Below are 23,640 nucleotides of genomic sequence, written 5' to 3'. Positions count from 1 at the left end.
ATCGGAGGAAGCACACCCATGAGGTTCGGCGCGAGGTTCGCGCTCGCCGTCACCGTCCTCGTAGCCACGGTCACCGCCTGCGGTGCCCCGCACGGCGGCTCCCGGCCTCGCGGAGCCGGGGACTGTGCGTCCTACGCGCGGTACGGCACCCACCCCGGCACCGAGGTCTCCGTCTACGCGTCGAACCAGGACCGGGAAGCGGACCTGTTCGAAGCGACCTGGGCGGACTTCGCGGCCTGCACGGGCATCGACGTCCGGTTCGAGGGCGACGGCGATTTCGAGGCCCAGATCCAGGTCAGGGTCGACGGCGGCAACGCCCCCGACGTGGCGTTCTTCCCGCAGCCCGGCCTGTTGGAGCGCTTCGCCCGCGCCGGTGACCTCAAGCCCGCGAGCCCCGGGGTCGCGTCCCTGGCGCAGCAGGGCTGGTCGAAGGACTGGAACAGCTACGCGACCGTGGACGGCACCCTCTACGGCACGCCGTTGGTCGCGAACGTGAAGTCGTACGTCTGGTACTCGCCGGCGTTCTTCCGGGACCGGGGACTGAGCGTGCCGCGCACCTGGAAAGAGCTCATGGACGTGACCGAGAAGGTCGCGGCGACGGGCGTCAAGCCCTGGTGCGCGGGGGTGGAGTCCGGCGAGTCGACCGGCTGGCCCCTGACGGACTGGATCGAGGACGTCCTGCTGCGCCAGAGCGGGCCCGACGTCTTCGACCGCTGGGTCACCCACAAGATCCCGTTCAACGACCCCCGCGTGATCAGGGCCATGGACACCGTGGGCTCCGTCCTCAAGAACGACCGGTACGCCAACGGCGGCTACGGCCCGGCCCGCTCGATGGCCTCGATCACCTACCAGGAGGGCGGCACCCCGGTCGTCTCCGGCGACTGTGCGATGCACCGCCAGGCCTCGTTCTACGCCGAGCACTGGCCGAAGGGCACCGAGATCGGCCCGGACAAGGACGTGTTCGCCTTCCTCCTGCCGGGCCGGGACCGGGCGAGCCGACCGGTCCTGGGCGGCGGCATGTTCGCCGCGGCGTTCTCCGACCGGCCCGAGGTCCGGGCCTTCCAGGAGTACCTGGCGACGGCGGACTTCGCCAACGCGCGGATGAAGAAGGGGCCGTTCGTCTCGGCCAACAAGGGCGTGGACCTCGCCAACGCCGCCACCCCGGTGGACAAGCTCTCGATCCAACTGCTCCAGAACCCCAGGACGCAGTTCCGGTTCGACGGTTCGGACCTGATGCCCGCCTCGGTGGGCGCGGGCACGTTCTGGAAGGAAGCCGTCGACTGGATCGGCGGCAAGGACACCGAGCCCGTCGCCGACGCCATCGAACGGTCCTGGCCGAGCACCTGATGACGTTCGATCCCCTCGCCCAGCAACCCAAGCTCCTGTACCTCCTCCAAGGCCTCGCCGCGTTCGCCGCGGTGGTCGTCCTCCTCCTCGTGCTGCTGCACCGGGGACCCGTACGGAGGCGGGGCGCGGCCGTCCTGCTGCTGGCCCCCGCCCTGCTGCTGCTCGCCGTCGGCCTCCTCGTGCCCGGCCTGCGCACCCTGCTGCTCTCGTTCAAGGACGGCACGGGGGAGCGGTGGGTCGGACTCGACAACTACGTGTGGCTGGTCACCGACCCCGGCGCGCTGACCGTGCTGCGCACCACCCTGACCTGGGTGGTGCTCGTGCCCCTCCTGGTGACCGCGACCGGCCTGCTGTACGCGGCGGCCGTCGCGCGGTCGCGGTACCGGGCGCCCGCCCTGACCCTCGTCCTGCTGCCGATGGCGCTCTCGTTCGTCGGCGCGGGCCTCATCTGGAAGTTCGTCTACGCCTACCGGCCCGCCGAGGCGGACCAGATCGGGCTGCTCAACCAGCTCGTCGTGGCGTTCGGCGGCGAGCCGCGGCAGTGGCTCGTGGAGTCCCCCTGGAACGTGCTGTTCCTGGTCGTGGCGATGGTGTGGGCCCAGACCGGCTTCGCGGCCGTGCTGCTCGCGGGCGCGATCAGGGCGGTCCCCGGCGACGTGGTCGAGGCCGCCCGCCTCGACGGCGCGTCACCCCGGCAGGTCTTCTGGCGCGTCACCGTGCCGCTGATCAGACCCACGCTGCTCGTCGTGGCCCTCGCCGAGGTGATCGGCACCTTCAAGGCCTTCGACATCGTCAGAACCATGACCGGGGGCCAGTTCGGCACCGGTGTCATCGCCCACGAGATGTACGCCCAGTCCTTCCGCTACGGCCAGACAGGCCGCGGCGCTGCCCTCGCCGTGCTCCTCTTCGCCCTGGTCACCCCGGTCGTCGCCTACAAGGTGCGGGCCCAGCGGAGCGCGCGGTGAACGGCGTACGGGAGCGGCTCTCCTCCCGTGCCTTCTCGCTGGCCGCCCTGGTGATCGCGGTGCTGTGGACGACACCGACCCTCGGCCTGTTCCTGTCCTCCCTGCGCCCCGAGGACGAGATCAAGACGACGGGCTGGTGGACCCTCTTCGGCGCGCCGCACGTCACCCTCGACAACTACGGCGACGTGCTGCTCGGCAGCGGCAACGCCTCGGGACGGCTCGCCGACCACCTCGTCAACTCCTTCGTCATCACCCTGCCCTCGGTCCTGTTCCCCCTGGTCCTGGCCTTCTTCGCCGCGTACGCGCTGGCGTGGATCGACTTCAGGGGGCGGGACGCGCTCGTCGTCGGCGTCTTCGCGCTCCAGGTCGTACCGCTTCAGATGGCGCTGGTCCCCCTGCTGAAGCTGTTCTCCCAGGGGTGGCTGTTCCTGCCCGCCTGGGACGTCACGGGACCGGCCCGCTTCAGCCACGTCTGGTTCGCCCACACCGCCTTCGCACTGCCCTTCGCGGTGTTCCTGCTGCACAACGTCCTGGCCGGGTTGCCGCGCGAGCTGATCGAAGCAGCGCGGGTCGACGGCGCCTCGCACGCGACGCTGATGCTCCGCATCGTCCTGCCGCTCGCCCGGCCCGCCCTGCTCACGTACGCGATCATCCAGTTCATCTGGGTGTGGAACGACCTCCTGGTGGCGCTGACCCTGGCGGGCGGCACGGCCGGGACCGCGCCGGTGACGGTCCGGCTCGCGACGCTGGCCGGGACGCGGGGCGACGAGTGGCAGCGCCTCACGGCGGGAGCCTTCGTCTCGGCGTCGGTCCCGCTGCTCGTGTTCCTCGCCCTCCAGCGGTACGTCGCCCGGGGCCTGCTCGCGGGATCGGTCAAGGGATGACCGCCGCGGAGCCCGGGAGCACGGGCCTGAGCAGGCCCGGACTGCGCGGCAGGGAAGCCGAGCTGAAGCGGCTGCGCACCCTCGTCGAGGCCGTGCGGGACGGCGAAGGCGGGGCGATGGCGCTGCTCCTGGGGGAGCCGGGCATCGGCAAGACCGTCCTCCTGGAGGAGACCGTCGCGCTCGCGCGGGCCCAGGGATTCGTCGTCAGCCAGGGCCACGCCGAGGAGCTGCACGAGCTGGCCCCGCTCGCCTCCCTGGCCTCGGGCCTGCTGCACGGGGAGCCGCCGCTGCTGTCCGCCGAGGACTTCGCGCACCTCGCGGGCCACCACGACCAGCGCATCTGGCTCGTCGAACGGCTGGCCCAGCTGATCGAGGAGCGCTCGGCGGGCACGCCCACGCTCATCGCGATCGACGACGTCCAGTGGGCCGACCCGCTGAGCCGGTTCGCCCTCAACGTCATGCCGGCACGCCTGTTCACCTCCCCGGTCCTGTGGCTGCTCGCGGGCCGCGAGGACCCGGACCTGCGCCGCGACGGGCCGTGCCTGACGACCGTCCCGCTGCGGCCGCTGACCGACGCGGCCCTCGCCGAGCTGGCCCGCGACGCGTTCGGCGACGACGTACCGCGGAAGGTCACGGAGCTGCTCGACGGATCGGGCGGCAACCCCTTCCTCGCGACCGAACTGCTGACGGGCATCGCGGCCTCAGGGACGGAGGGGCCCGAGCCGCCGGAGCGCCTCGTGCTCGGTGTCCGCGGCAGGCTGGCCGCGCTGCGCCCGGGCACCCTGGAGTTCCTGCGGATCGGGTCGGTCCTCGGGCGCGCCTTCCGCCTCGGCGACGCCGCGGCCCTGAGCGGGCGGCCCGCGACCGCGCTCCTCACGGAGCTGGACGAGGCGATCGCCGCGGGGCTCGTCGACGACGACGGCGAACGCCTCGTCTTCCGCCACGACCTGCTCCGCCAGGCCGTGTACGCCGACCTCGCCCCCTCGGCCCGCCGGGCCCTGCACCGGGAGGCGGCACGACGGCTCGTCGCGGTCGGCCGCACCCCCGTCGACGCGGTCCCGCACCTGCTGAAGAGCGCCGAACCCGGTGACCTCGAGGCGGCCCGGCTGCTCGGCAGGGCCGCCACGGACGTCCTCTCCGTCATGCCGGACCTCGCCGCCGACCTGGCCCTGCGCGCCCTGGAACTGATCCCGCCGCACGAGCCCCTGGCGTTCGTCGCGGGAGAGCGGGCCATCACCGCGCTCACCCGCGCGGGCCGGTACGCCCGCGCCCGGGAGACCGGCGACGCGCTGCTGGCCCGCAGGCCGCCCCTGGACGTCTTCGCCCGGCTGCAGTCCGTGCTCGGCGACACCCTCTGGCACCTCGACGACGTCCACGAGCTGACCCGCCGCACCACGGCGGGCCTCGCCGTCGTCACCGACCCGGCGATCTCCGCCCGGCTGACCGCGCGCCAGGCACTCGCGCGGTCGCGCGGACGCGACCTCGACGCCGCGCGGAGCACGGGTGAGCGGGCCCTGGCTGAGGCCGAGCGGGCGGACGACCGGGAGGCCCGCGTCGTCGCGCTGTGGGGCCTCGGCGAGATCGCCCTCAACGCGGGCGAGTGCGCCGCCGCCGTCGCGCACCACACGGCCCTGAGCGCCTTCGACGCGGCCTTCCTGCCCGAGGAGGTCGTCGCGCGCGTCCACCTGGACGACTTCGCCATGGCCCGGCAGCTCCTCGGCACGGCGGGCGACGCGCCCCTGCGCCCCGCGATGCTGATGTGGGCCCAGGGCACCCTGCACCTGGGCCTCGGCCGCCTCGACGACGCCGAGGCCGACTTCGTCACCGCCGAACGACTTGAGGCGGACCTCCGCGTGCCCGGCAACCTGGTCAACGTCCGGGTCAACCGGGGCCGCCTCGCGCTGCTGCGCGGCGACCGCGACGCCGCGCGGCACCACCTCGAAGCGGTGCGGGCCGCCCTGGCCGAGCGGCCGAACACGGGCAACCACGCGGCCCACCAGTACCTGGAGGCCGTCCTCGCCGACGCCGACGGACACCACGCGGCAGCGGCCGAACACATCCGGTCCGCCCAGCGCGACCACCCCTTCGTCCGGTGGCGGATCCTGCGCACGCGCTGCGTCGACGCCGTGCGGATCGCCCTGCGCGCCGGGGACAGGCCCCTGGCCGACGACCTGGCGGCCCAGGCGGCCGCGCACGCCGCCCGCAACCCCGCCGTGCCCACCGCACAGGGCATCGCCGCCCACACGGCAGGCCTGGTCGGTGCCGACACCGCGCTCCTGGAGCGGGCCGTCCGCATCCTCCTGACCGGGCCCCGCCCCCTGCACCTCGCGGCGGCCTCCGCCGACCTGGGGCGCGCCCTCCTGCCCACCGGAACCGCCGCCGCGATCCCCGTACTGAGCACGGCGTACGAGCAGTTCGTACAGACGGGGGCGGGCTTCGAGGCCGACCGGGTGCGGGCCGATCTCGACCGGGCCGTGGCCCGCTCCGGCAGGCGCGCCGCGGCCCGGCCGCGGCCCAGCCAGGGCTGGGAGGCGCTCACCGCCTCGGAGCGCAAGGTCGCCCGGCTGATCGCCGCCGGGCACACCAACCGGTCGGCCGCGGCTGCCCTCGTCGTGTCCCCGCACACGGTCAACACGCACCTGGCCTCGGTCTTCCGCAAGCTCTCGGTCACCTCGCGGGTCCAGCTGACCCGGCGCGTACCGGCGGAGGCCGACGCCCTCACCGCCGACGGCTGACCCCGGCGAACTCTGCGCCCAGGGGCAAGGAACGGTGCGTCCGGCGACAACGGGCGGCCCGGCACCGGCCATAGCGTGACGGCGTTCAGTGCCGCGCGACAGTGCGGACCAGCCGACACGAAGACAGGAAGCCACCCATGCCGTTCATCACCGTGGGCCAGGAGAACTCCACCGCCATCGACCTGTACTACGAGGACCACGGGACCGGGCAGCCCGTCGTCCTCATCCACGGCTTCCCGCTCGACGGCCACTCCTGGGAGCGCCAGAGCGCCGCCCTGCTCGCCGCCGGACACCGTGTGATCACGTACGACCGCCGCGGCTTCGGCCGGTCGTCCCAGCCGACGACCGGCTACGACTACGACACCTTCGCCGCCGACCTGAACACCGTGATGGAGACCCTCGACCTGCGGGACGCCGTCCTGGTCGGCTTCTCCATGGGCACCGGCGAGGTCGCCCGCTACGTCTCCGCGTACGGCTCCGGCCGCGTCGCCAAGGTGGCCTTCCTGGCTTCCCTGGAGCCCTGGCTCCTGAAGAGCGACGACAACCCGGAGGGGGCCGAGCCCAAGGAGTTCTTCGACGGCGTGGTCGCCGCCGTCAAGGCCGACCGCTACGCCTACTACACGGCCTTCTTCAACGACTTCTACAACCTCGACGAGAACCTGGGCAGCCGCATCAGCGAGGAAGCGGTCCGCAACAGCTGGAACACCGCGGCCGCCGGCGGCTCCTTCGCCGCGTCCGCCGCCCCGGCGACCTGGTACACCGACTTCCGCGCCGACCTCCCAGCCGTCGACGTGCCCGCCCTGATCCTGCACGGCACGGCCGACCGCATCCTGCCCGCCGAGAACACCGCGCGCCCCTTCCACCGGGCGCTGCCCGCCGCCGACTACGTCGAGATCGAGGGCGCCCCGCACGGCCTGCTGTGGACCCACGCGGAGGAGGTCAACACCGCGCTCCTCGCCTTCCTGGCGAAGTGACGCGCAGGAGGGCCGCCGGGAATGTCCGGCGGCCCTCCGCCGCTTCCCCCAGAGCACGACCGCACGATCCAGCCAGGTCCAGGAGAGCAGAGACACCCATGCAGTTCGGCATCTTCACCGTCGGGGACGTGACCCCCGACCCCACCGACGGCCGTACTCCCTCGGAGCACGAGCGCATCAAGGCGATGGTCGCCATCGCGCTCAAGGCCGAGGAGGTCGGCCTCGACGTCTTCGCGACCGGCGAGCACCACAACCCGCCGTTCGTCCCGTCGTCCCCGACCACCCTGCTCGGCTACGTCGCGGCCCGTACCGAGAAGCTGATCCTGTCCACGGCCACGACGCTGATCACCACCAACGACCCGGTGAAGATCGCGGAGGACTACGCGATGCTCCAGCACCTGGCCGACGGCCGGGTCGACCTCATGCTGGGCCGCGGCAACACCGGACCGGTGTACCCGTGGTTCGGGCAGGACATCCGCCAGGGCATCAACCTGGCCAAGGAGAACTACGCGCTGCTGCGCCGGCTGTGGCGCGAGGACGTCGTGGACTGGGAGGGCACGTTCCGCACGCCCTTGCAGGCCTTCACCGCGACGCCCCGGCCCCTGGACGGCGTCGCGCCGTTCGTCTGGCACGGCTCCATCAGGTCCCCGGAAATCGCTGAGCAGGCCGCCTTCTACGGCGACGGCTTCTTCCACAACAACATCTTCTGGCCCGCCGACCACACCCGGCGCATGGTCCAGCTGTACCGGCGCCGGTACGCCCACCACGGGCACGGCCGTCCCGAGGACGCGATCGTGGGCCTCGGCGGGCAGGTCTTCATGCGCAAGAACTCCCAGGACGCCGTGCGGGAGTTCCGCCCCTACTTCGACAACGCGCCCGTGTACGGCCACGGCCCGTCCCTGGAGGACTTCACGGAGCAGACCCCGCTGACGGTGGGCTCGCCCCACCAGGTCATCGACCGCACCCTGTCCTTCCGCGAGACGGTCGGCGACTACCAGCGCCAGCTCTTCCTGATGGACCACGCGGGGCTGCCCCTGAAGACCGTCCTGGAACAGCTCGACATCCTCGGCGAGGAGGTCGTGCCCGTCCTGCGCAAGGAGTTCGCGAACGGACGCCCGGCCGACGTGCCGGACGCGCCGACGCACGCCGCGCGGGTCGAAGCGGCTCGGGCCGAAGCGGCTCGGGCCGACGCCGCTCGGGGAGGGGCGGCCTCGTGAAGCTCACCGCCGTTTCCGCGGGCCTGAGCACGCCCTCCTCCACCCGGCTGCTCGCGGACCGGCTCACCGAGTCGGTCCGCGAGGACCTCACCGCCCGGGGCCACGACGTCTCGATCGAGGTCGTGGAGTTGCGGGAGCTGGCCGGTGCGATCGCCGACCACCTCGTGACCGGCTTTCCCCCGGCGCGCCTCGCCGCCGCGATCGACGCGGTCACGGGAGCCGACGGACTGATCGCCGTGACGCCCGTGTTCACGGCGTCCTACAGCGGCCTCTTCAAGTCCTTCTTCGACGTGATCGACCCGGCCGCCCTCGCGGGCAAGCCGGTCCTGATCGCGGCGACGGGCGGCACCGCCCGTCACTCCCTGGTCCTCGACCACGCGATGCGCCCGCTCTTCGCCTATCTGCGCGCCACCGTCATCCCCACCGCCGTGTACGCGGCGTCCGAGGACTGGGGATCAGGCGGCGACGCGTACACCGAGGGGCTGCCCGCCCGCATCCGCAGGGCGGGCGGCGACCTCGCCGCGCTCATGGCGGCCCGCCCGGCCGCGGCCGAGGCCGACGACGACGTCGCCGCCCTCGAACGACAAGTGGCCGACCTGCGCTTCGACTGAGGTCCGACGGTCGTTCATACTGATCCGCCGTACCGTACGCGGATCACAGCCTCATCCCGTGCGGCCCTGCCCGCGGAATGAGCGTGAACCGGATTGACCACATGGCCCTTTCCCGAGGACGCCGACGGTTTCGGTCCACCGCTCCGCGGCAGGGAGGCGGAGCTCGCGTTCATCGAGGCGCGGCTCGACGCGCTGGCCCGCGGGGAAGGCGGGGTCGTCCTCGTCGAGGGCCCCGCGGGCAGCGGCAAGTCCAGGGTCCTCGGAGAGGCGTCGGCCTCCGCGCGGCGGCGCGGGACGCGGGTGTTCCACGGGGGAGCGGACCCCGAGGAGCAGTTCGTGCCGCTCGGCCCGCTCCTCGAAGGGCTGCTCGCCGGGGCGGCGCCGCTCCCGGACGCCGCTCGGCTCCGCGACCTCGCCACGGTGCCGGGGCAGCGGTTCTGGCTCCTCCAGGAACTGGGGGACCGCCTGCGCGAGGCCGCTCGGACGGGCCCACTGCTGATCGTCCTCGACGACCTCCAGTGGTGCGACGAACTGACGCTCCTCACCTTGCACACCCTCGCGGCCCGGCTCGCGCCGGACGCGATCCTGTGGCTGGTGGCCGTGTGCGGCGACAGCGTGCCGCCGCGCGTGCGCACCACCCTCGACCGGATCCACCGGGGCGGAGCCCGCGCCGTGGTCCTGGGGCCGCTGGAGGACCGGGCGGTCGCACGGATCACGGAGGACGTCCTGGGCGCGGTCCCCGGCCGTGACGTGCTGCGCGTCGCCCGCCGCGCCGGGGGCGTGCCGCTGCTCCTGAGGGAACTGCTCGACGTGCTGCGGGACGAGGAGGCGGTGGCGATCGAGAACGGCACGGCCCGGCTCACGGCCGCGCCCCTCCCCGCCCGCCCGCTGCCCTCGGTCGGGCGCCGCCTGGGCCTGCTGTCCGACGCGGCCCGCGCACTCGTCGAGACAGCGGCCGCCGTGGGCCGCCCGGTCACCGTGAGCCTGCTGGCCGAGCTGCTCGGCGGCTCACCGGCGGCACTGATCACCCCGCTCCGCGAAGCCCTCGACACCGAGTGGCTCGCCGAAAGGGGCGACCGTCTGGAGTTCCGCAACGCACTGGTCCGCGAGTCGGTGGCGGCCGGGCTTCCCCTTCCCGTACGCCGCTCCCTGCGCGGCAGGGAGGCGCGGGCGCTGCCGCAGAGCGGCGTGGCCGCAGGCGCACCGTCGGAGCCACCGACCGCCGACGCGGAGCCCGCCGACAGGACGGACGCCGACACGAAGAACTCCGACCGGACAGACGCCGACCGGCTGCGCACCGCCGCGGCCGAACTCGCGGCCACCGCCCCCGGACCGGCCGCCGAGCTAGCCCTCAGAGCGCTGGAACTCACCGCGGCGGACGCCCCGGAACGGCCGCAGGTGATCGCCGAGGCGATCCCGCTGCTCTGGCAGACCGGACAGGCGGCCCGCGCACGACAGCTGGGGGCGTCGGCCCTGTCGACCGGCGGCCTCGGGCCGCGGGACGAGGCACGGATACGCCTCGGCCTGGCGCGTCTGGCCACCCAGTACGACTTCTCCGAAGCGGTCCGGCAGGCCCGTGCGGGAGCGGCGCTGCCCGGCCTGCCGGAGGACCTGCGGGCCCGGCTCCTCTCGCTGCTGTGCCTCGGCCTCGTGCTGTCGGGCGACAACGAGGCGGCCGAACAGGCCCTGCCCGACGCGCGGGAGAGTGCCGAAGTCGCCGGGGACCGCACCCTCCGGGCCATGCTGACGGTGGTCGAATCGGCCGTCCGGTTCCGCCGGATGGACTGGAGCGAGGCCCTCCGCCTGGCGGACCTGGCCGCTGCCGTGGGCGCGGCCGACTCCCTGTGGGGCCCGGAAGGCCTCTGGCAGAGCTTCCTGTTGAACGCGGCAGGCCGCTCCGAGCAGGCGCTCGCCGTCGCCGACGCCGCGCTGCGGCTGGCACGGGAGCAGGGCCGGACGTCCGCCACGCGCATGTGGCGGACGTACCGCACCCGGGTCCTTCTGGACGCCGGACGGCTGACGGACGCCCGGGCCGAGGCGGAAGCCGCCTCGATGGCGCCCGGCGAGCCCGGCCCCGACCACCTCGCCGACGTCACGCTCCGGTACGCGCTGACCCGCGTCGCGCTCCACACGAACGACCAGCGGGCCGCACGCCGCTACGCGGCCGACGCGCAGCGGATGCGCACCGAGGGCGCGCCCCTCGTCCGCCAAGTCGGCGCCTGGACGCTGGCGTTGCTGGCCGACGTCGACGGGCGCGCCGACGCTGCCGCGGCCGTACTCGCCGACGTGGTGAGCGCACTCGACGAGGAGCGGCCGTCCCAGGGCAGCCCGCTCGACCCCGCCGACGCCCCCGGTCTCGTCCGCGTCGCGCTGCGGGCCGGTGCACACGACGCGGCCTTGCGGGCGGTCGGCGTGGCCGAGCGCCGCGCCGCACTCAACCCCGGCGTCACGCTCCTGGCCGCCACCGCCGCGCACGCCCGCGGACTGCTCGACAACGACCTCGACCACCTGGTGCGCGCGGTCCGCCTGTACGAGGACACCTCCCGGCCGCTGGCCCGCGCCTCCGCCCTGGAGGACGCGGGGCGCAAGCTGGCGGCCACCCGCAGACCGGAGGCGGTGCCGTACCTGGACAAGGCCCTCGGCCTCTACGCGCGAGCGGGCGCCGAGCGGGACGTCGCCCGGGTGCGCCGCCGCCTGCGGGCCGCGGGCGTCCGCCGCCGGCCCGCACCGGCCGGATACGTCGCGCGGTGGCCCGAGCTGACCGCGTCCGAGCTCGGCGTGGCCCGGCTCGTGGCCCAAGGGCTGACGAACCGGCAGGTGGCCGAGCGGCTCTCCGTCTCGCCGCACACGGTGAGTTCGCATCTGCGCCGCGCCTTCACCAAGCTCGACCTCACCTCGCGCGCGGAGCTGACCCGCCTGGTGAAGACCCGCGACAGCGGAGAGTAACCCCTTCGTATCCCCTGTCGGTGCCGTGTCAATGGACGGTTCGTGCGATGTGCCGAGGGCATCGCTTCCTCAAAATGATCAAGAGCTGCGGAAAGGGAGCCACCCTCCGCAGGGAACCGATGATCGAGAGAGGAACAGCGCATGACCGCAGGGCCCCAGCGAGCCCGTCCTGGCAGCGCGGAGCTCCAAGCGCTGGTCGACGAACTCGCGGAGAAGCTGGGACGGTCCGTCGCGGTCGACGATCCGCTGGTCCGCATGGTGTGCACGAGCCGCCACTTCGGTGACGAGGACCCGGTGCGGATCGGCACGCTCCTCCAGGGCCGCGCCGACAACGCGGCCGTCCGGCACGTGCTCGCCCAGGGTGTCGCCCGGTGGTCGCGGCCCGGATTCATCGACGGCCGCGACGACCTCGGCATGCTGCCGCGCTACGTCGTGCCGCTGCGCGAGCGCGGACACCTCCTCGGCCTGCTGATGGTCGTCGTGCCCGACCGGACGCTCGGCGAACAGGACACCGAAGCCATCGCCTGGGCCGCCGACCTCATGGCCGCCCAGATGTATCTGGAACACCTCGCCGCCGACACCTGGAAGACCGACGAGCGGGCCCTGGTCCTGGAACTGGTCGACTCCAACCTCGCCACGCGCACCGCCGCCCTCCGGCGCGCGAGGGAGCGCGGCCTGCTCGGGGAGGCCGAGCACGTCCTCGTCACCGTCGTCCGGCTGAGCCGCGGCACGGAGCCCGTACGGCAGTCGGAGGCGGCCCTGTGGGCAGCGTTGGAGGGCTTCCGGCAGACGCGTTCGGCGCAGGGCATCACCGCGATCGACCAGGAGCGGGCGATCCTGCTCCAGCTGCGCGACCGGCCGCCCCGGTCGACCGAGATCGCCGCCCAGTCCGCCCGCATCCTGGAGGAACTCACCACCTTCCTCGACTCGTCCACGGCTCCCGTGATCGGCGTCGGCGGCAGACACCCGGGCCTGAACGACGCCTGGACGTCGTACGAGCAGTCGCTCGTGGCGGCCCGCGCGGCGCGGCGGCTGCCCTCGCTCAAGGGCGTGGGCGACTGGGACCGGCTGGGGGAGTTCGCCGTGCTCCTCCAGCTGCCCGAGCACGCCCTGAACGACTCCCTCGTGCCGAAGCCGCTGCGCACCCTGACCGCCGCCCACGGCGGCGAGCGGCTGCGGGACACCCTGCGGAGCTTCCTCGAACACGCCGGGTCCATTCCCCGGACCGCGGACGCCCTGCGCCTGCACCGCACGTCGCTCTACTACCGGCTGCGCCAGATTCAGGAGATCACCGGACTCGACCTGGACGACGGCGCCCACCGGCTCACCCTGCACCTGGGGCTGCGGATCGAGGAACTCCTCGCCACGGGTGACGAAGCGGCCGCGTGACCCGACGTGTTCCCCGCCTCGGCGGGGGCCGGGAACCGGTGCTTCGACAAAACGAGAAGGATGTCCCGCCCGATTCCTACAGCGCGCGGTGGTGGCGGCGGAGCGCCGCGTCCGAAGATGTGCGGGACGGGGCGGGCATGCGGATAAACCGCCTGTGACCAGGGAAGAGACCATGAAGGAACTGATCACGACGGACGGGGCGCGGCTCGCGTACCGGGACAGCGGCGGCGGGGGAGTCCCCCTCGTCATGCTGCACGGCTGGGGCCAGACACAGGCGATGTTCCACCACCAGCTCGCGGACCTCGCGCCCGGCCGTCGCGTCGTCACCGTCGATCTGCGCGGCCACGGCCTCTCCGGCAAGCCCCGGCACGGCTACCGCATCGCCCGCCTGGCCCGTGACGTGCTCGAACTCGTCGACCACCTCCGGCTTCCGCGCTTCGACGCCCTTGGCTGGTCCATGGGCGTCTCGGTGTGGTGGAGCTTCGTCGACCAGTACGGGACCGGGCGGATGCGGCGCTTCGTCGCCGTCGACCAGCCCGCGGCCGTCGCCGCCGTGCCCTGGATGACCGAGCGGGAGCAGCGCGACTGCGGCGCCATCTTCGACGTACCGGCACTCCTGGACCTGGGGGCCGCGCTCGCGGCGCCGGGAGGCGACGAGGTGCGGGCCGACTTCGTCCGCGGCATGTTCTCCGGCGAGCCCGACCCGGAGCTGCTCGCCTTCGTCGCCGGGCAGCTCGCCGCGACGCCCGCGTACGCCGGTGTGCCGCTGCTGTTCGACCACTGCGCCCAGGACTGGAGGGACGTGCTTCCCAGGATCGACGTGCCGACCCTGGTGATCGGCTGTGAGGGGAGCCACGTCCACCCCGACTCGCAGCGGTTCGTCGCCGAGCGGATTCCCTACGCGCGGCTGCACGTCTTCGCCGCCGACGTGGCGAACTCGCACTTCCCCTTCCTGGAGAACCCGGCGGCCTTCAACGCCGTGGTGGAGAAGTTCCTGGCCGAGGAGGCAGGCCCACGGGCCTGACCCGTCCTCCGCGCTCCCCGGGCGCCCGCGCGAGCGCCCCGCCCCACCACGAAGAACCGTACGGTCTGGAGTTCCCATGACGCAGCCAGTGATGTCACCCGTGCCCCGAGCGTCGACGCGGCCCGCGGCCGCCGATGCCGAGTGGCTCGTGCAGACGCTCTCCGACATGCCCGGCGAGCAGGAGGGCGCGTTCCTCTACCTCGGCATGCACGTCCGCGGTCCTGTGAGCAGCCTCCGCGAGGGAGCCAGGACGCTCCTGGAGCCGAACGACCTGGTCTTCTGCGACCCGGCCCGGCGCCACCTGCTGCGGTTCGGCGACGACTGCCAGATGATCTTCTTCCGGATCCCCCGGTGCTATCTGGGCGTCACGGAGGCCGAGCTCCACCAGGTGGTGGGCGTCCCCGTGCGCGGCGACGAGGGTCTTGGTGCGCTGGTGTCGGACTTCCTGTCGGCGCTCGCCGCCGAGGCGGAGCTGCGCCGGACCGCCATCGGGGACCGGCTCTCCCGTACGGCCGTGCACCTGCTCTCCGTCCTGGTCGTGGAGCTCCTGGAGACGGACACGGCCGACGGGGCCGGGCGCGGGTCGAGGGGCGGCCACGCGACGCTGGCCCGGATCCGGGCCTTCATCGAGGAGCATCTGATGGACCCTGACCTCTCCCCGGAGTCGATCGCGCGCGCCCACCACATCTCCGTCCGCTATCTGCACAAGCTCTTCCAGAACGACGGCACCACGGTGAGCCAGTGGGTGCGCCGCCGCAGACTGGAGTCCTGCCGGATCGAGTTGGGCCGCTCCCACCGGAGGTTCACCATGGCCGCGGTGGCCCACCGCTGGGGCTTCAGCAGCCCCTCGCACTTCAGCCGGGCGTTCCGGGGCGCGTACGGGATGTCCCCCAGCGAATGGCAGTCACTTGCCACCTCCGCCTTCGCCCCGAAGGCGGCCTGAGCCCGGCGTGCGCTCTCGTGGCAACGGTGGTGCGCCGCCGTGCCAGCGGCGCCGCCGCACCCGCCCTACCGTGGGCGACCAGCTGCACGGACCTCCTTCGTGGACCACGGCGTGACGCCCCGCACGTGGCCCGACACCGAGAAGAGAGCTGCCCATGACCACCCCCCTGCCCACCGTCGTCCTCGTGCACGGTGCCTTCGCCGACGCGGCGACCTGGATCGGCGTCATCTCGGAACTGCGGAGCCACGGCATCCCGGTCCTCGCCCCGCCGAACCCCCTGCGCGGCCTCGCGTCCGACGCCTCCTACGTCGCCTCCGTCGTCGCCCAGATCGACGGGCCCGTCGTCCTGGTCGGACACTCCTACGGCGGCGCGCTGATCACCGTGGCCGGTGCCGCGGAGAACGTCGTCGGGCTCGTCTACGTGGCCGCGTTCGTGCCGCACGAGGACGAGAGCCTGGGCGAGTTGCAGGGGCGCTTCCCCGACTCGCTGCTGCCGGGCAGCCTGAAGGAGTGGACCTACCCCCTCGTCGACGGGGACAGCGCAGTCGAAGTCACCATCGACGAGGTGGCCTTCCCCGCCGTCTTCGCCGCGGACGTGGCCGAGGAGATCACCAGGGTCCTTGCGGCGGCCCAACGCCCCCTCGCCGCCACGGCCTTCGCCGAGACGGCCTCCGCGGCGGCCTGGCTGACGAAGCCGTCCTGGGCCCTGGTGGCAGGGGCCGACCGGGCGATCCACCCCGAGGTGCAGCGCTTCTGCGCACGGCGGGCCGGGGCCGTTGTCGTCGAACTCCCCGACGCCTCGCACGCCGTCGCCCTGTCCGCACCCCGGCAGGTCGCCGAGCTGATCGGCGACGCGGTCCGCGCGACGAGCTGACCGGCCCCGACGGGGCCCGCCGGGCCGCTGGTTATGCTGCGGCGCATGGACATAGTGATCCCGCTCTTCGACGACTTCGAGCCGCTCGACGCGATCGGTCCGTACGAGATCCTCGCGTACGTGCCCGACGCCACCGTGCGGTTCGTCACCGCCGAACCCGGCCCGGTGCAGGACACCTTGGGCTCCCTGCCGGTGCACGTCGCGACCCGGTACTCCGAAGTGGAACACTGTGCCGTCCTGCTGATCCCGGGCGGAGGCAGCGCCGGGACCATGGCGGAGAGCCCCGAGTTCCTCGACTGGGTGCGCCGGATCCACACGGGCACCCGCTTCACCACCTCGGTCTGCACCGGCTCCCTGGTGCTCGGCGCCGCGGGCCTGCTGGACGGCCTGACCGCCACCACCCACTGGGACGCCGCCGCCCAACTGGAGTCGTACGGAGCCACGTACACCCCCGAGCGGGTCGTCCGGCACGACCGGGTGATCACCTCGGCGGGGGTCTCCTCCGGCATCGACATGGCCGTCCGGCTGGCCGCCCTGCTCACCGACGAGGTCACCGCGCAGGCGATCCAGCTCTACACCGAGTACGACCCGCAACCGCCCTTCGACACCGGCTCGGTGGCCAAGGCCCCGGCTGAGGTCCTCGCCCGGGCCCGCACCCTGCGCTAGCCGGACCGCCCGCGCCGCACCGCTGCCTTCGGCGCCCGCGTCAGCCGGGCCAGGTACCGGTCAGACGGCGCACGGCGGTGGCTCCGGCGCGGTCCACGGCCGCCTTGGCCGCGGCGAAGATCGCCCCTTGCAGGGTGGCGGCGAGCAGCACCTGGCTCCAGGCGCGCTCCTCGTCGGTGGCGTCCGGGGCGTCCTCGTCGCGGCCGACCACCTTCCAGGCCTGCTTGAAGAGCGCCCCGGCGAGCATGCCGCTGACCGCGCCGAGCACCAGACCGACCGGCTTGTAGGCGATCTTCGAGGCCTTCATCCGCTCATCCGTTCCGCCGGCGGTACGCCAGCCACATCAGGGCGGCCGCGCCGCCCGCCGCCAGCAGCACGGCGCGGTTGTTCCTGGCCGCCCGTGCGCCCTGGGCGGTCGTGGTCCGCAGGGGCTCGGGCGCCTTCTCCTCCCACACGCGTCCGGTACGGGCCGCCTGGGCGCGGGCCTGGACGGCCTTGTCCTTGACGGGGTCGGGCAGCTTCTCCTGCGCCCGGGCGGCGGCGTCGGCGGCCTTGTCCTTGAGTTCCCTCGCCTTGACCACGGCCTGCTCCTTGAGCTCGCCCGCCTTGGCGACGGTCTGGTCCTTGACCTCGGTGGCCTTCTCCTGGGCCCGGGCCTTGACGTCGGCCTTGGCCGCGAGGGCCTCCACCGTCCCGGCGAGCTCGTGGCGGGTCCGCTCGACCTGGTCGCGCAGTTCCCGCGGGGACCGGGCGGGCTCGTCCTCGTGCGGCAGTGGGGTCATCGGTGCGCACTCTCCTTGATCTCGGCCACGTCGGCCTTCACGTTCTCGATCGTCTTCTCCGGCACGGGCGGCGCGGCCCGGGAGACCTCCTTCTTCCCCGTCACCGCCATCACCGCGGCGACCAGGCCGAGCACGCCACTCACGACGAGGCCCGCCGCCCACACCGGCAGCGGCACCGCGAGGGCGGCGATCGCGGTCGCCACCAGGGCCTGGAGCATCAGGAACCCGACGAGGCCCGCTCCGCCGAAGAGGCCGCCGCCCTTGCCGTACCGCTTGCCCTTCTCCTTCATCTCCGCCTGGGCCAGGCGCATCTCGCCCCGCACCAGCTCGGTCAGCTGGTGGGACGCGCGCTGCACCAGTTCGCCCACCGGCTCCGCCGCCGACGGGTACGGGGCCTGTCCGCTCTCGGGTCGCGTACGCGACACAGCCGTCACCTCCTGTCTTGAGCTGCCTTCCGGCCCGGTGCGCCACGGCGCCCGGCCACCCGTGGGACGCGAGTACCCCGAACCGGCCGGATGCTGCCTACGAGATCCGGCGGCGCCGCAAGGGGCCGCTCAGGCGGCGTCCCTGCGCGCGCGCCGCTCGGCGCGCCGACGGCGGCCCGGCAGTTCCCCGGTGCTGTGCACCAGACGCAGGTGCCGCCCCCGAGCGTGGCGCGCCCTCGGCGCGTCGTCGAACAGGCGGCCCTCAAGCCGATCCATCGCGTACAGCAGCACTGCCAGGACCGGTAGCAGCAGAAGTGCGACGGCGATCACCACGTGGATCCCTCCCAGCAGGCGACACTGCTTCGGGTGCCCATCGCGGCGCCGGGCACCGGCCGACGCATGTGAAGTTCTGGTGACCGTCGGGCGCCCGACCCGTGGGCGCGCGGGACACCGCGATCGCCGAGGCGCCGCCCTGACCCGAGGTGCCGCCCGGTCTGCCCCACGAGGTGCCCCGACGGCCCTGCCCGTGCGGACGCCCGGAGACTACAACGGCCGGAGGAGTACGCCGTGGAGGAAGGAGAACCGTGCGGGCACACGAAGAGCTCCCCCGGGAGGAGACCGGGAGCGCGGGACGGGCTCACCGCCCGGCGGCGCCTGCCCCCTCGGGGCCGGTGCGCGGGACGATGGATCCCTCGGAGGTCATGACGATCCAGCGTCTGGCGGGCAACCGGGCGGCCGCGCGCCTGCTGACGGAGGACCGGCACGCCCACGGGCCCGGATGCGGTCACGGTGGGGCGAAGGAGGGCGGCCCCGCCGATCACCAGGCGCTGATCGCCGAGGCCATCGACTCCCCGACCACCACGCTTCCCGACCCGCTGATGGACCGGGCCGAGTCGTTCTACCAGAACGACTTCTCCGGCGCCCGGTTCCACGACGGTCCGGTGGCGCAGCGTGCCATCGAGGCGATGGGCGCCCGGGCCATGACGATCGGCTCCCATGTGTTCCTGCCGCCAGGGGCGGCCCAGGACCTGTCGCTGATCGGGCACGAGTTCAGCCACCTCAACAACAACTTCAGGGGTGTGCCCGAGACGGGCACCGCGAACGGCGCGGGGATCCCCGTCACCGACCCCGACCAGTCCTCGGAGCGGACGGCGGACGCCGAGGGCGACGCCTTCGAAGCGGGCCTCGAGACCGCCCCGTCCGTCACCGTCCAGCGAGCGGTGAAGGACGGAGCGGACCGCACGGACCCGCACGCGCCCCGCCCCGGCCCGTCCGCCCCGGTGCAGCGTGCCTCGCAGGGCGACCCCATGGACCTCGACAGCGCGGAGGAGTTCGGCAGTTCGGACCTGGAGGAACTGGCCCACCTCACGGACGCCGCACCGCTGGAACGCATCAGGAGAATGACACCCCAAGAGCGAGGAGCGGAGTTCAAGGCCGCGCTGCGCGCCCAGTTCCTCGCATCGGGCAAGTGGGTCGTCCGCTCCGCGTCAGGAGGCGAGTTCCAGGCGCGGACCGCCGTACAAGGAGAGTCGTCCCCGAGGGATTTCGAGGACCAGCCGGAGGTCCAGCGGCTGCGCTGGATCGCCACCGTCACCAAGCAGTACCTGGTGACGAAGGAGCGCACCCCTGGTTCGCGCACCTTCTTCAACCCCGTGGAGGTACAGGCGGCGATCGACGGTGACGGCAGGCTCGTCCTCGCGGCCAACGACATCTCATCGAACGCCCACTTGGCCTGGTTGCAGGAGAACGGGGTCCGGGACCTGGTGGGGTACATGATCGCCACGGCGAAGCGCCCCGCGCCGAAGCCGGACGCGCCGAGGGAGGAGAAGGACAGGAGCGAGCGGGTCAACGCGCACTTCGAGGCGGCGGACCGCGCGCACGAGGAGGAGACCGCGGGGCCGGGCGGCGGCGGGGCCGGCAGCGGCGGAGTGGTCGTCGCGCGCGGAGGCGGCGAAGGGCTGCACGCGGAGCTGCGCATCCTCGCACACAACGGCGGCGTCACCCCCGAGCACCTCGGCGGCACGAAGCGCCCGTGCGCCACCTGCTTCAGCAAGCTCTACCCGGACGGCTCGCCCAAGGGCGCCGACGGACAGGACCTGGTGCGCCCCGGCGCGTTCTACTCCGAACACTTCGCCAACAAGACGGTGAACGAGTACAAGGACAGCGTCGACGTCCTTCCGGCCGCGCGGGCGGCCGCCGTCTTCGCCCTCATCGACGACCACGTCCAGCAGACGTATGTGACCCTCACCAAGGACGGCGACGTCCTGGCCGGGTACGGCTCGGAGTCGGATCGCGAGAACTGACCCACGCGGCGGCGGTCCGCCTCCGGATGCGCCCCTCCCGGATCGCCCATAGCGTGACAGGCATCCCCAACCCCACCAGAGGAGTGACCATGGGCGTGGACAAGGCCAAGGGCAAGGCCAAGGAAATGGTCGGCAAGGCCACCGGAAACGACCGCATGGAGGCCGAGGGCAAGACCGACCAGGCCAAGGCCAAGATGCGGGAGGCCGCGGAGGAGGCGCGCGAGAAGGCCCAGGGCGTCCGCGACTCCCTCCGGGACCGCGACGACCGCTGACCACGCGCTGAACGGCCGCCCCGCCCTCGCGGCGGGGCGGCTCGCGCGTGTTCGCCCGGTACGGCCCCCGGCTACGGCAGCGGCGTTCCGCCCGTGGCGTTGAGGACCTCCGCGGTGATGAAGCTGGCCTGGTCCGAGGCGAGGTAGACGTAGGCCGGTGCCATCTCGGCGGGCTGGGCCGGCCGGCCCAGCGGAGCCTGCTTGCCGAACTCCGCGGTGTCGGGCAGCGTCGCCGGGATGAGCGGGGTCCAGACCGGGCCCGGTGCCACGGCGTTCACCCTGACCCCCTTCTCCACGAGCATCTGGGCCAGGCCCTGGGTGAACGTGACGATGGCGCCCTTGGTCATCGCGTAGTCGAGCAGGTGGGGGCTCGGCTTGTACGCCTGGACGGACGTGGTGTTGATGATCGTGCTACCGGGGCGCATATGGGGGACGGCCGCCCTGCACAGCCAGAACATCGCGTAGAGGTTCGTACGGACGACCCGGTCGAACTGTTCCGTGGTGATCGCGGTGATGCCGTCCGGCTGCGACATCTGGTACGCGGCGTTGTTGACCAGGATGTCGATCCGCCCGAACTCGGCGACGGCGCGGGCGACCACCTGCTCGCACGGGGACTCCTCCCGGAGGTCGCAGGACACGGGCACCGCGGTGCGGCCCGCTTCTTCGACGAGGCGGACCGTCTCACGGGCTTCGTCGGCTTCCTCGGGCAGGTGGGTGAACAGGACGTCCGCGCCCTCACGGGCGAAGGCGAGAGCCACCGCGCGGCCGATTCCGGAGTCGCCGCCGGTCAGCACGGCCTTGCGGTCCACGAGCCGGTCCGCGCCCCGGTAGGACTCCTCCCCGTGGTCGGGTGGCGGGTCCATGGGCCCTGTCCAGCCGGGCGGCTCCTGGTCCTGGTCGGGGAAGTCGGGCCGCGGGTGCTTGGTGGTGGGATCCTGGGGCTCCTCGGGGCCGGGCATCAGGCACTCCTCTGCGTATGGATCTTGGGGGGGGATCCTTGGGTACCCCGTGGAGGGGGCGGGCACACCTCGCGTGCGCCGCCTCCGGCGCCCGCGTCAGCGCGTGTCCGTCAGGCCTCCGGTGACGGCGATGATCTCGCCGACGGTGAAGCTGGAGTCCGCGTCGGAGGCGAGGTACACATAGGCCGGAGCGATTTCCTCTGGCTGTGCCACGCGTCCCATGGGAGCGGAGCTGCCGAGATGAGTGAGGTAGTCGTCGGGGAAACGCTGTCCCGCCACGTTGAGCACCGTCCAGGTGGGGCCGGGGGAGACGACGTTGGCGCGGACGCCGCGCTGGGCGAGGTGGGAGGCGATGGACTTGGTGAAGGTCACCATGGCTGCCTTGGAGGCGGCGTAGTCCATCATCATGTCGCTGCCCTTGAGGGCCTCCTCGGACGCGGTGGCGATGACGGCGTCCCCGTGGGAGAGGTGCTCCAGGGAGGCCATCAGCAGGTGGAAGTACGCGTAGACGTTGGTCTTGAAGACGCGGTCGAAGTCGGCGGCCGTCAGATCGGACAGGTCGTTCTGGCTGTTGAGGTAGGCCGCGTTGCTCACCAGGACGTTCAGTCCGCCGAGCTCGGCCACCGTGCGGTCGACCACGTCCTTGCAGAAGGCCGGATCGCACAGATCGCCCGGAAGCAGCAGACAGGAGCGCCCTTCGGCCTCGACCGCGGCCCGGGTCTCCTCGGCGTCGGGCTGCTCCTCGGGCAGGTAGACGATGGCCACGTCGGCGCCCTCGCGCGCGTACAGCACGGCGACCGAACGACCGATGCCCGAATCGCCCCCGGTGATCAGGGCGACCTTCCCGGCGAGCTTGCCTGAGCCCCGGTAGTGCGGGGCGAGGTACCGCGGCCGGACCTCCATGCTGGCTTCGAGGCCGGGGCGCTGCTGGCGCTGGAAACGGTAAGGAGGGGAGATCTCCGCCTCCTCCTGAGGCATCGCTGGGCGGTCGAGCCGCTCGCTGCCCGCCTGGTTCCTCTCCATCGTCATAGCCTCCACTCGGTTCGCCTGAACGGTCGGCGCCGCCGCGGTCCGGCGGTACGCACAGGCACCGCGTGTCCGACCCGCACGCGCTCAAACGACCCGTCTCCGTGATCGGAGGTCCGCGTGCATGGCGGTCGGGACCCTGGGCATACGGGTCGCTGTGCGACCCGGGGAAGTCCGGTGACTAGGGAGGTTCTCATGCTCATGGCCCACCCCGCGATCCTGCGTGACCTCGTCGAGCAGTACGAGACGCTGCGGATCCTGCACGCCGAGAACGGCCGCCCGCAGGTCCGCCGGCGCATGGACGACGTCGCCTACACGCTGTGCGTGTCCACGGGCACCCGTGACGTCGACGCCGCCCTCATCGCGGCCCGCCACCGGCTGCCCGGCGCCCGGCCCGAGGACGACTCGCTCCTCGACGCGTGAATCCGCCGCGGGGTTCCCGGAAGAGACCCGTGTGAGAGCACGCGCGCTGGCGACTCGTGGGGGACAGGGTTGGGGCAACAGCCCTGAGGTCCTTCGCCGCCACGTGGCTGCGGTGGCGAAGGGCCGCGCCGGTCACGGTCGGCCCGTTAATATCCTCCGATCGTGAGACGAACCCCTGGAACGAGGCGCGGGGGCGGCGGACGACGCTAAGGTGTCGGCCTGGAAGATGGTCAGGCAGCGGCCACTTCGTGCTCTCGCGCGTCATCTGGAGACCATCGCTCATGAGGCTGCCGCCTGTGCCCCACACTCCCGTTACGGAACCCGTTGCTCCGCATCGGTACTCGCCCTCCGACACGGGGAGCACATCGCGGGACTCGTACGCGGTGCTGGTCGTCGACGACCACGCGGACAACCTGTTCGCCATGGAGCAGGTGCTCGTTCCCCTGGGACGCCCCGTCCTGCGCGCCACCAGCGGGGAGCAGGCGCTGCGCACGGTGCTGCGCGAGAACGTCGCCGTCGTGCTTCTGGACCTGCTGATGCCCGGCCTCGACGGCCTGGACGTGCTCGGCTATCTGCGCCGCCTCGACCAGACGCGACAGCTTCCCGTGATCCTGATCACCGGGGTGGGGCGCAGCGACGAGCTGGCCGAGCGCGCCTTCGGCCTGGGCGCGGCAGGGTTCCTGATGAAACCGATCAGCCCCTGGGCCCTGTGCGCCCACGTGGAGGCCCTCGCCGCCCTCTACACACAGATCCGGGAGCGCGAGGCGGGCTGACCGGTCCGGTCGCGGCGGTCGCGGCAGCCGACCGAGGTGTCCCGCTCCCCGACCCGCAGGGCGGGGAGCGGTAGGCGGGCTCACTGCCGAACCCACCCAGGA

Annotated in this window: 23 protein-coding genes; 17 read left to right on the top strand and 6 right to left on the bottom strand. The window is 73.0% G+C overall.

Translation table 11 applies throughout. The annotated features are described in order from the left end of the window. Positions 1-18 precede the first annotated feature (18 nt). The 13 genes from MQV74_RS03040 (at position 19) to MQV74_RS02980 (ending at position 16,575) form a co-directional block, all read left to right on the top strand. Positions 19-1,347 (top strand): ABC transporter substrate-binding protein, encoded by a 1,329-nt coding sequence (locus MQV74_RS03040; RefSeq protein ID WP_242714442.1) that lies wholly within the window; start codon positions 19-21, stop codon positions 1,345-1,347. After that, entirely contained in the window at positions 1,347-2,312 is a 966-nt protein-coding gene (locus MQV74_RS03035) for a carbohydrate ABC transporter permease (protein ID WP_242714441.1), read from the top strand. Before MQV74_RS03040 ends, MQV74_RS03035 begins: the two co-directional genes overlap by 1 nt. Next, entirely contained in the window at positions 2,309-3,196 is an 888-nt protein-coding gene (locus MQV74_RS03030; protein ID WP_242714440.1) for a carbohydrate ABC transporter permease, read from the top strand. The genes MQV74_RS03035 and MQV74_RS03030 overlap by 4 nt, the downstream gene beginning before the upstream one ends. Beyond that, positions 3,193-5,931 carry an ATP-binding protein gene (locus tag MQV74_RS03025; RefSeq protein ID WP_242714439.1) on the top strand — a complete coding sequence of 913 codons (2,739 nt, stop codon included), beginning with the start codon at positions 3,193-3,195 and terminating at the stop codon, positions 5,929-5,931. Before MQV74_RS03030 ends, MQV74_RS03025 begins: the two co-directional genes overlap by 4 nt. A 137-nt stretch (positions 5,932-6,068) precedes the next feature. Beyond that, on the top strand, positions 6,069-6,905 hold the full coding sequence (locus MQV74_RS03020) for an alpha/beta fold hydrolase (protein ID WP_242714438.1): 837 nt from the start codon (positions 6,069-6,071) through the stop codon (positions 6,903-6,905). 98 nt (positions 6,906-7,003) lie between these two features. Further along, entirely contained in the window at positions 7,004-8,122 is a 1,119-nt protein-coding gene (locus tag MQV74_RS03015; protein WP_242714437.1) for an LLM class flavin-dependent oxidoreductase, read from the top strand. Beyond that, complete coding sequence (locus tag MQV74_RS03010; RefSeq protein WP_242714436.1) at positions 8,119-8,733, top strand: FMN reductase; 615 nt, start codon at positions 8,119-8,121, stop codon at positions 8,731-8,733. The genes MQV74_RS03015 and MQV74_RS03010 overlap by 4 nt, the downstream gene beginning before the upstream one ends. 93 nt (positions 8,734-8,826) lie before the next feature. Then, positions 8,827-11,679: a helix-turn-helix transcriptional regulator gene (locus MQV74_RS03005; RefSeq protein WP_242714435.1), complete on the top strand. Its 2,853-nt coding sequence runs from the start codon at positions 8,827-8,829 to the stop codon at positions 11,677-11,679. 141 nt (positions 11,680-11,820) lie between these two features. Continuing rightward, a complete protein-coding gene (locus MQV74_RS03000; protein ID WP_242714434.1) occupies positions 11,821-13,068 on the top strand; it encodes a PucR family transcriptional regulator in 1,248 nt (415 codons plus the stop codon). A gap of 172 nt (positions 13,069-13,240) precedes the next feature. Next, positions 13,241-14,092: an alpha/beta fold hydrolase gene (locus MQV74_RS02995; RefSeq protein WP_242714433.1), complete on the top strand. Its 852-nt coding sequence runs from the start codon at positions 13,241-13,243 to the stop codon at positions 14,090-14,092. 76 nt (positions 14,093-14,168) lie between these two features. Beyond that, positions 14,169-15,035, top strand: a complete 867-nt coding sequence (locus tag MQV74_RS02990) for a helix-turn-helix domain-containing protein (protein WP_242714432.1) — start codon at positions 14,169-14,171, stop codon at positions 15,033-15,035. Positions 15,036-15,189: 154 nt separating this feature from the next. Beyond that, a complete protein-coding gene (locus MQV74_RS02985) occupies positions 15,190-15,909 on the top strand; it encodes an alpha/beta fold hydrolase (protein ID WP_242714431.1) in 720 nt (239 codons plus the stop codon). Positions 15,910-15,954: 45 nt separating this feature from the next. Next, complete coding sequence (locus tag MQV74_RS02980; protein ID WP_242714430.1) at positions 15,955-16,575, top strand: DJ-1/PfpI family protein; 621 nt, start codon at positions 15,955-15,957, stop codon at positions 16,573-16,575. Positions 16,576-16,615: 40 nt separating this feature from the next. Here the strand turns inward: MQV74_RS02980 and MQV74_RS02975 are convergent, their stop codons facing one another. From MQV74_RS02975 to MQV74_RS02960, 4 genes are all read right to left on the bottom strand, one after another. After that, positions 16,616-16,882 (bottom strand): DUF4235 domain-containing protein, encoded by a 267-nt coding sequence (locus MQV74_RS02975; RefSeq protein WP_242714429.1) that lies wholly within the window; start codon positions 16,880-16,882, stop codon positions 16,616-16,618. Between the two features lie 4 nt (positions 16,883-16,886). Beyond that, positions 16,887-17,357 (bottom strand): DUF3618 domain-containing protein, encoded by a 471-nt coding sequence (locus tag MQV74_RS02970; RefSeq protein ID WP_242714428.1) that lies wholly within the window; start codon positions 17,355-17,357, stop codon positions 16,887-16,889. After that, a complete protein-coding gene (locus MQV74_RS02965) occupies positions 17,354-17,782 on the bottom strand; it encodes a phage holin family protein (RefSeq protein WP_242714427.1) in 429 nt (142 codons plus the stop codon). The genes MQV74_RS02970 and MQV74_RS02965 overlap by 4 nt, the downstream gene beginning before the upstream one ends. A gap of 129 nt (positions 17,783-17,911) precedes the next feature. Beyond that, the gene (locus MQV74_RS02960; RefSeq protein ID WP_242714426.1) at positions 17,912-18,115 is read right to left on the bottom strand and encodes a hypothetical protein; all 204 of its coding nucleotides are present in this window, start codon (positions 18,113-18,115) and stop codon (positions 17,912-17,914) included. A 368-nt stretch (positions 18,116-18,483) separates the two neighbouring features. Between MQV74_RS02960 and MQV74_RS02955 the strand changes: the two genes are divergently transcribed. Then, positions 18,484-20,085: an eCIS core domain-containing protein gene (locus MQV74_RS02955; protein ID WP_242714425.1), complete on the top strand. Its 1,602-nt coding sequence runs from the start codon at positions 18,484-18,486 to the stop codon at positions 20,083-20,085. An 89-nt stretch (positions 20,086-20,174) separates the two neighbouring features. Further along, positions 20,175-20,357 (top strand): CsbD family protein, encoded by a 183-nt coding sequence (locus MQV74_RS02950; protein ID WP_242714424.1) that lies wholly within the window; start codon positions 20,175-20,177, stop codon positions 20,355-20,357. Positions 20,358-20,428: 71 nt separating this feature from the next. Here the strand turns inward: MQV74_RS02950 and MQV74_RS02945 are convergent, their stop codons facing one another. Then, positions 20,429-21,316: an SDR family oxidoreductase gene (locus tag MQV74_RS02945; protein ID WP_242714423.1), complete on the bottom strand. Its 888-nt coding sequence runs from the start codon at positions 21,314-21,316 to the stop codon at positions 20,429-20,431. Between the two features lie 96 nt (positions 21,317-21,412). After that, positions 21,413-22,339 (bottom strand): SDR family oxidoreductase, encoded by a 927-nt coding sequence (locus tag MQV74_RS02940; RefSeq protein WP_242714422.1) that lies wholly within the window; start codon positions 22,337-22,339, stop codon positions 21,413-21,415. Between the two features lie 198 nt (positions 22,340-22,537). Here MQV74_RS02940 and MQV74_RS02935 point away from each other — a divergent pair, with 198 nt between their 5' ends. Both MQV74_RS02935 and MQV74_RS02930 read left to right on the top strand, forming a co-directional pair. After that, complete coding sequence (locus MQV74_RS02935; protein ID WP_242714421.1) at positions 22,538-22,765, top strand: DUF5133 domain-containing protein; 228 nt, start codon at positions 22,538-22,540, stop codon at positions 22,763-22,765. Positions 22,766-23,148: 383 nt separating this feature from the next. Then, complete coding sequence (locus MQV74_RS02930) at positions 23,149-23,538, top strand: response regulator (RefSeq protein WP_242714420.1); 390 nt, start codon at positions 23,149-23,151, stop codon at positions 23,536-23,538. Positions 23,539-23,640 lie beyond the last annotated feature (102 nt).

It is taken from the genome of Streptomyces sp. AN091965 (assembly GCF_022698285.1).
Classification (GTDB): domain Bacteria; phylum Actinomycetota; class Actinomycetes; order Streptomycetales; family Streptomycetaceae; genus Streptomyces.
This window is presented reverse-complemented; position numbering and strand designations above follow the sequence as displayed.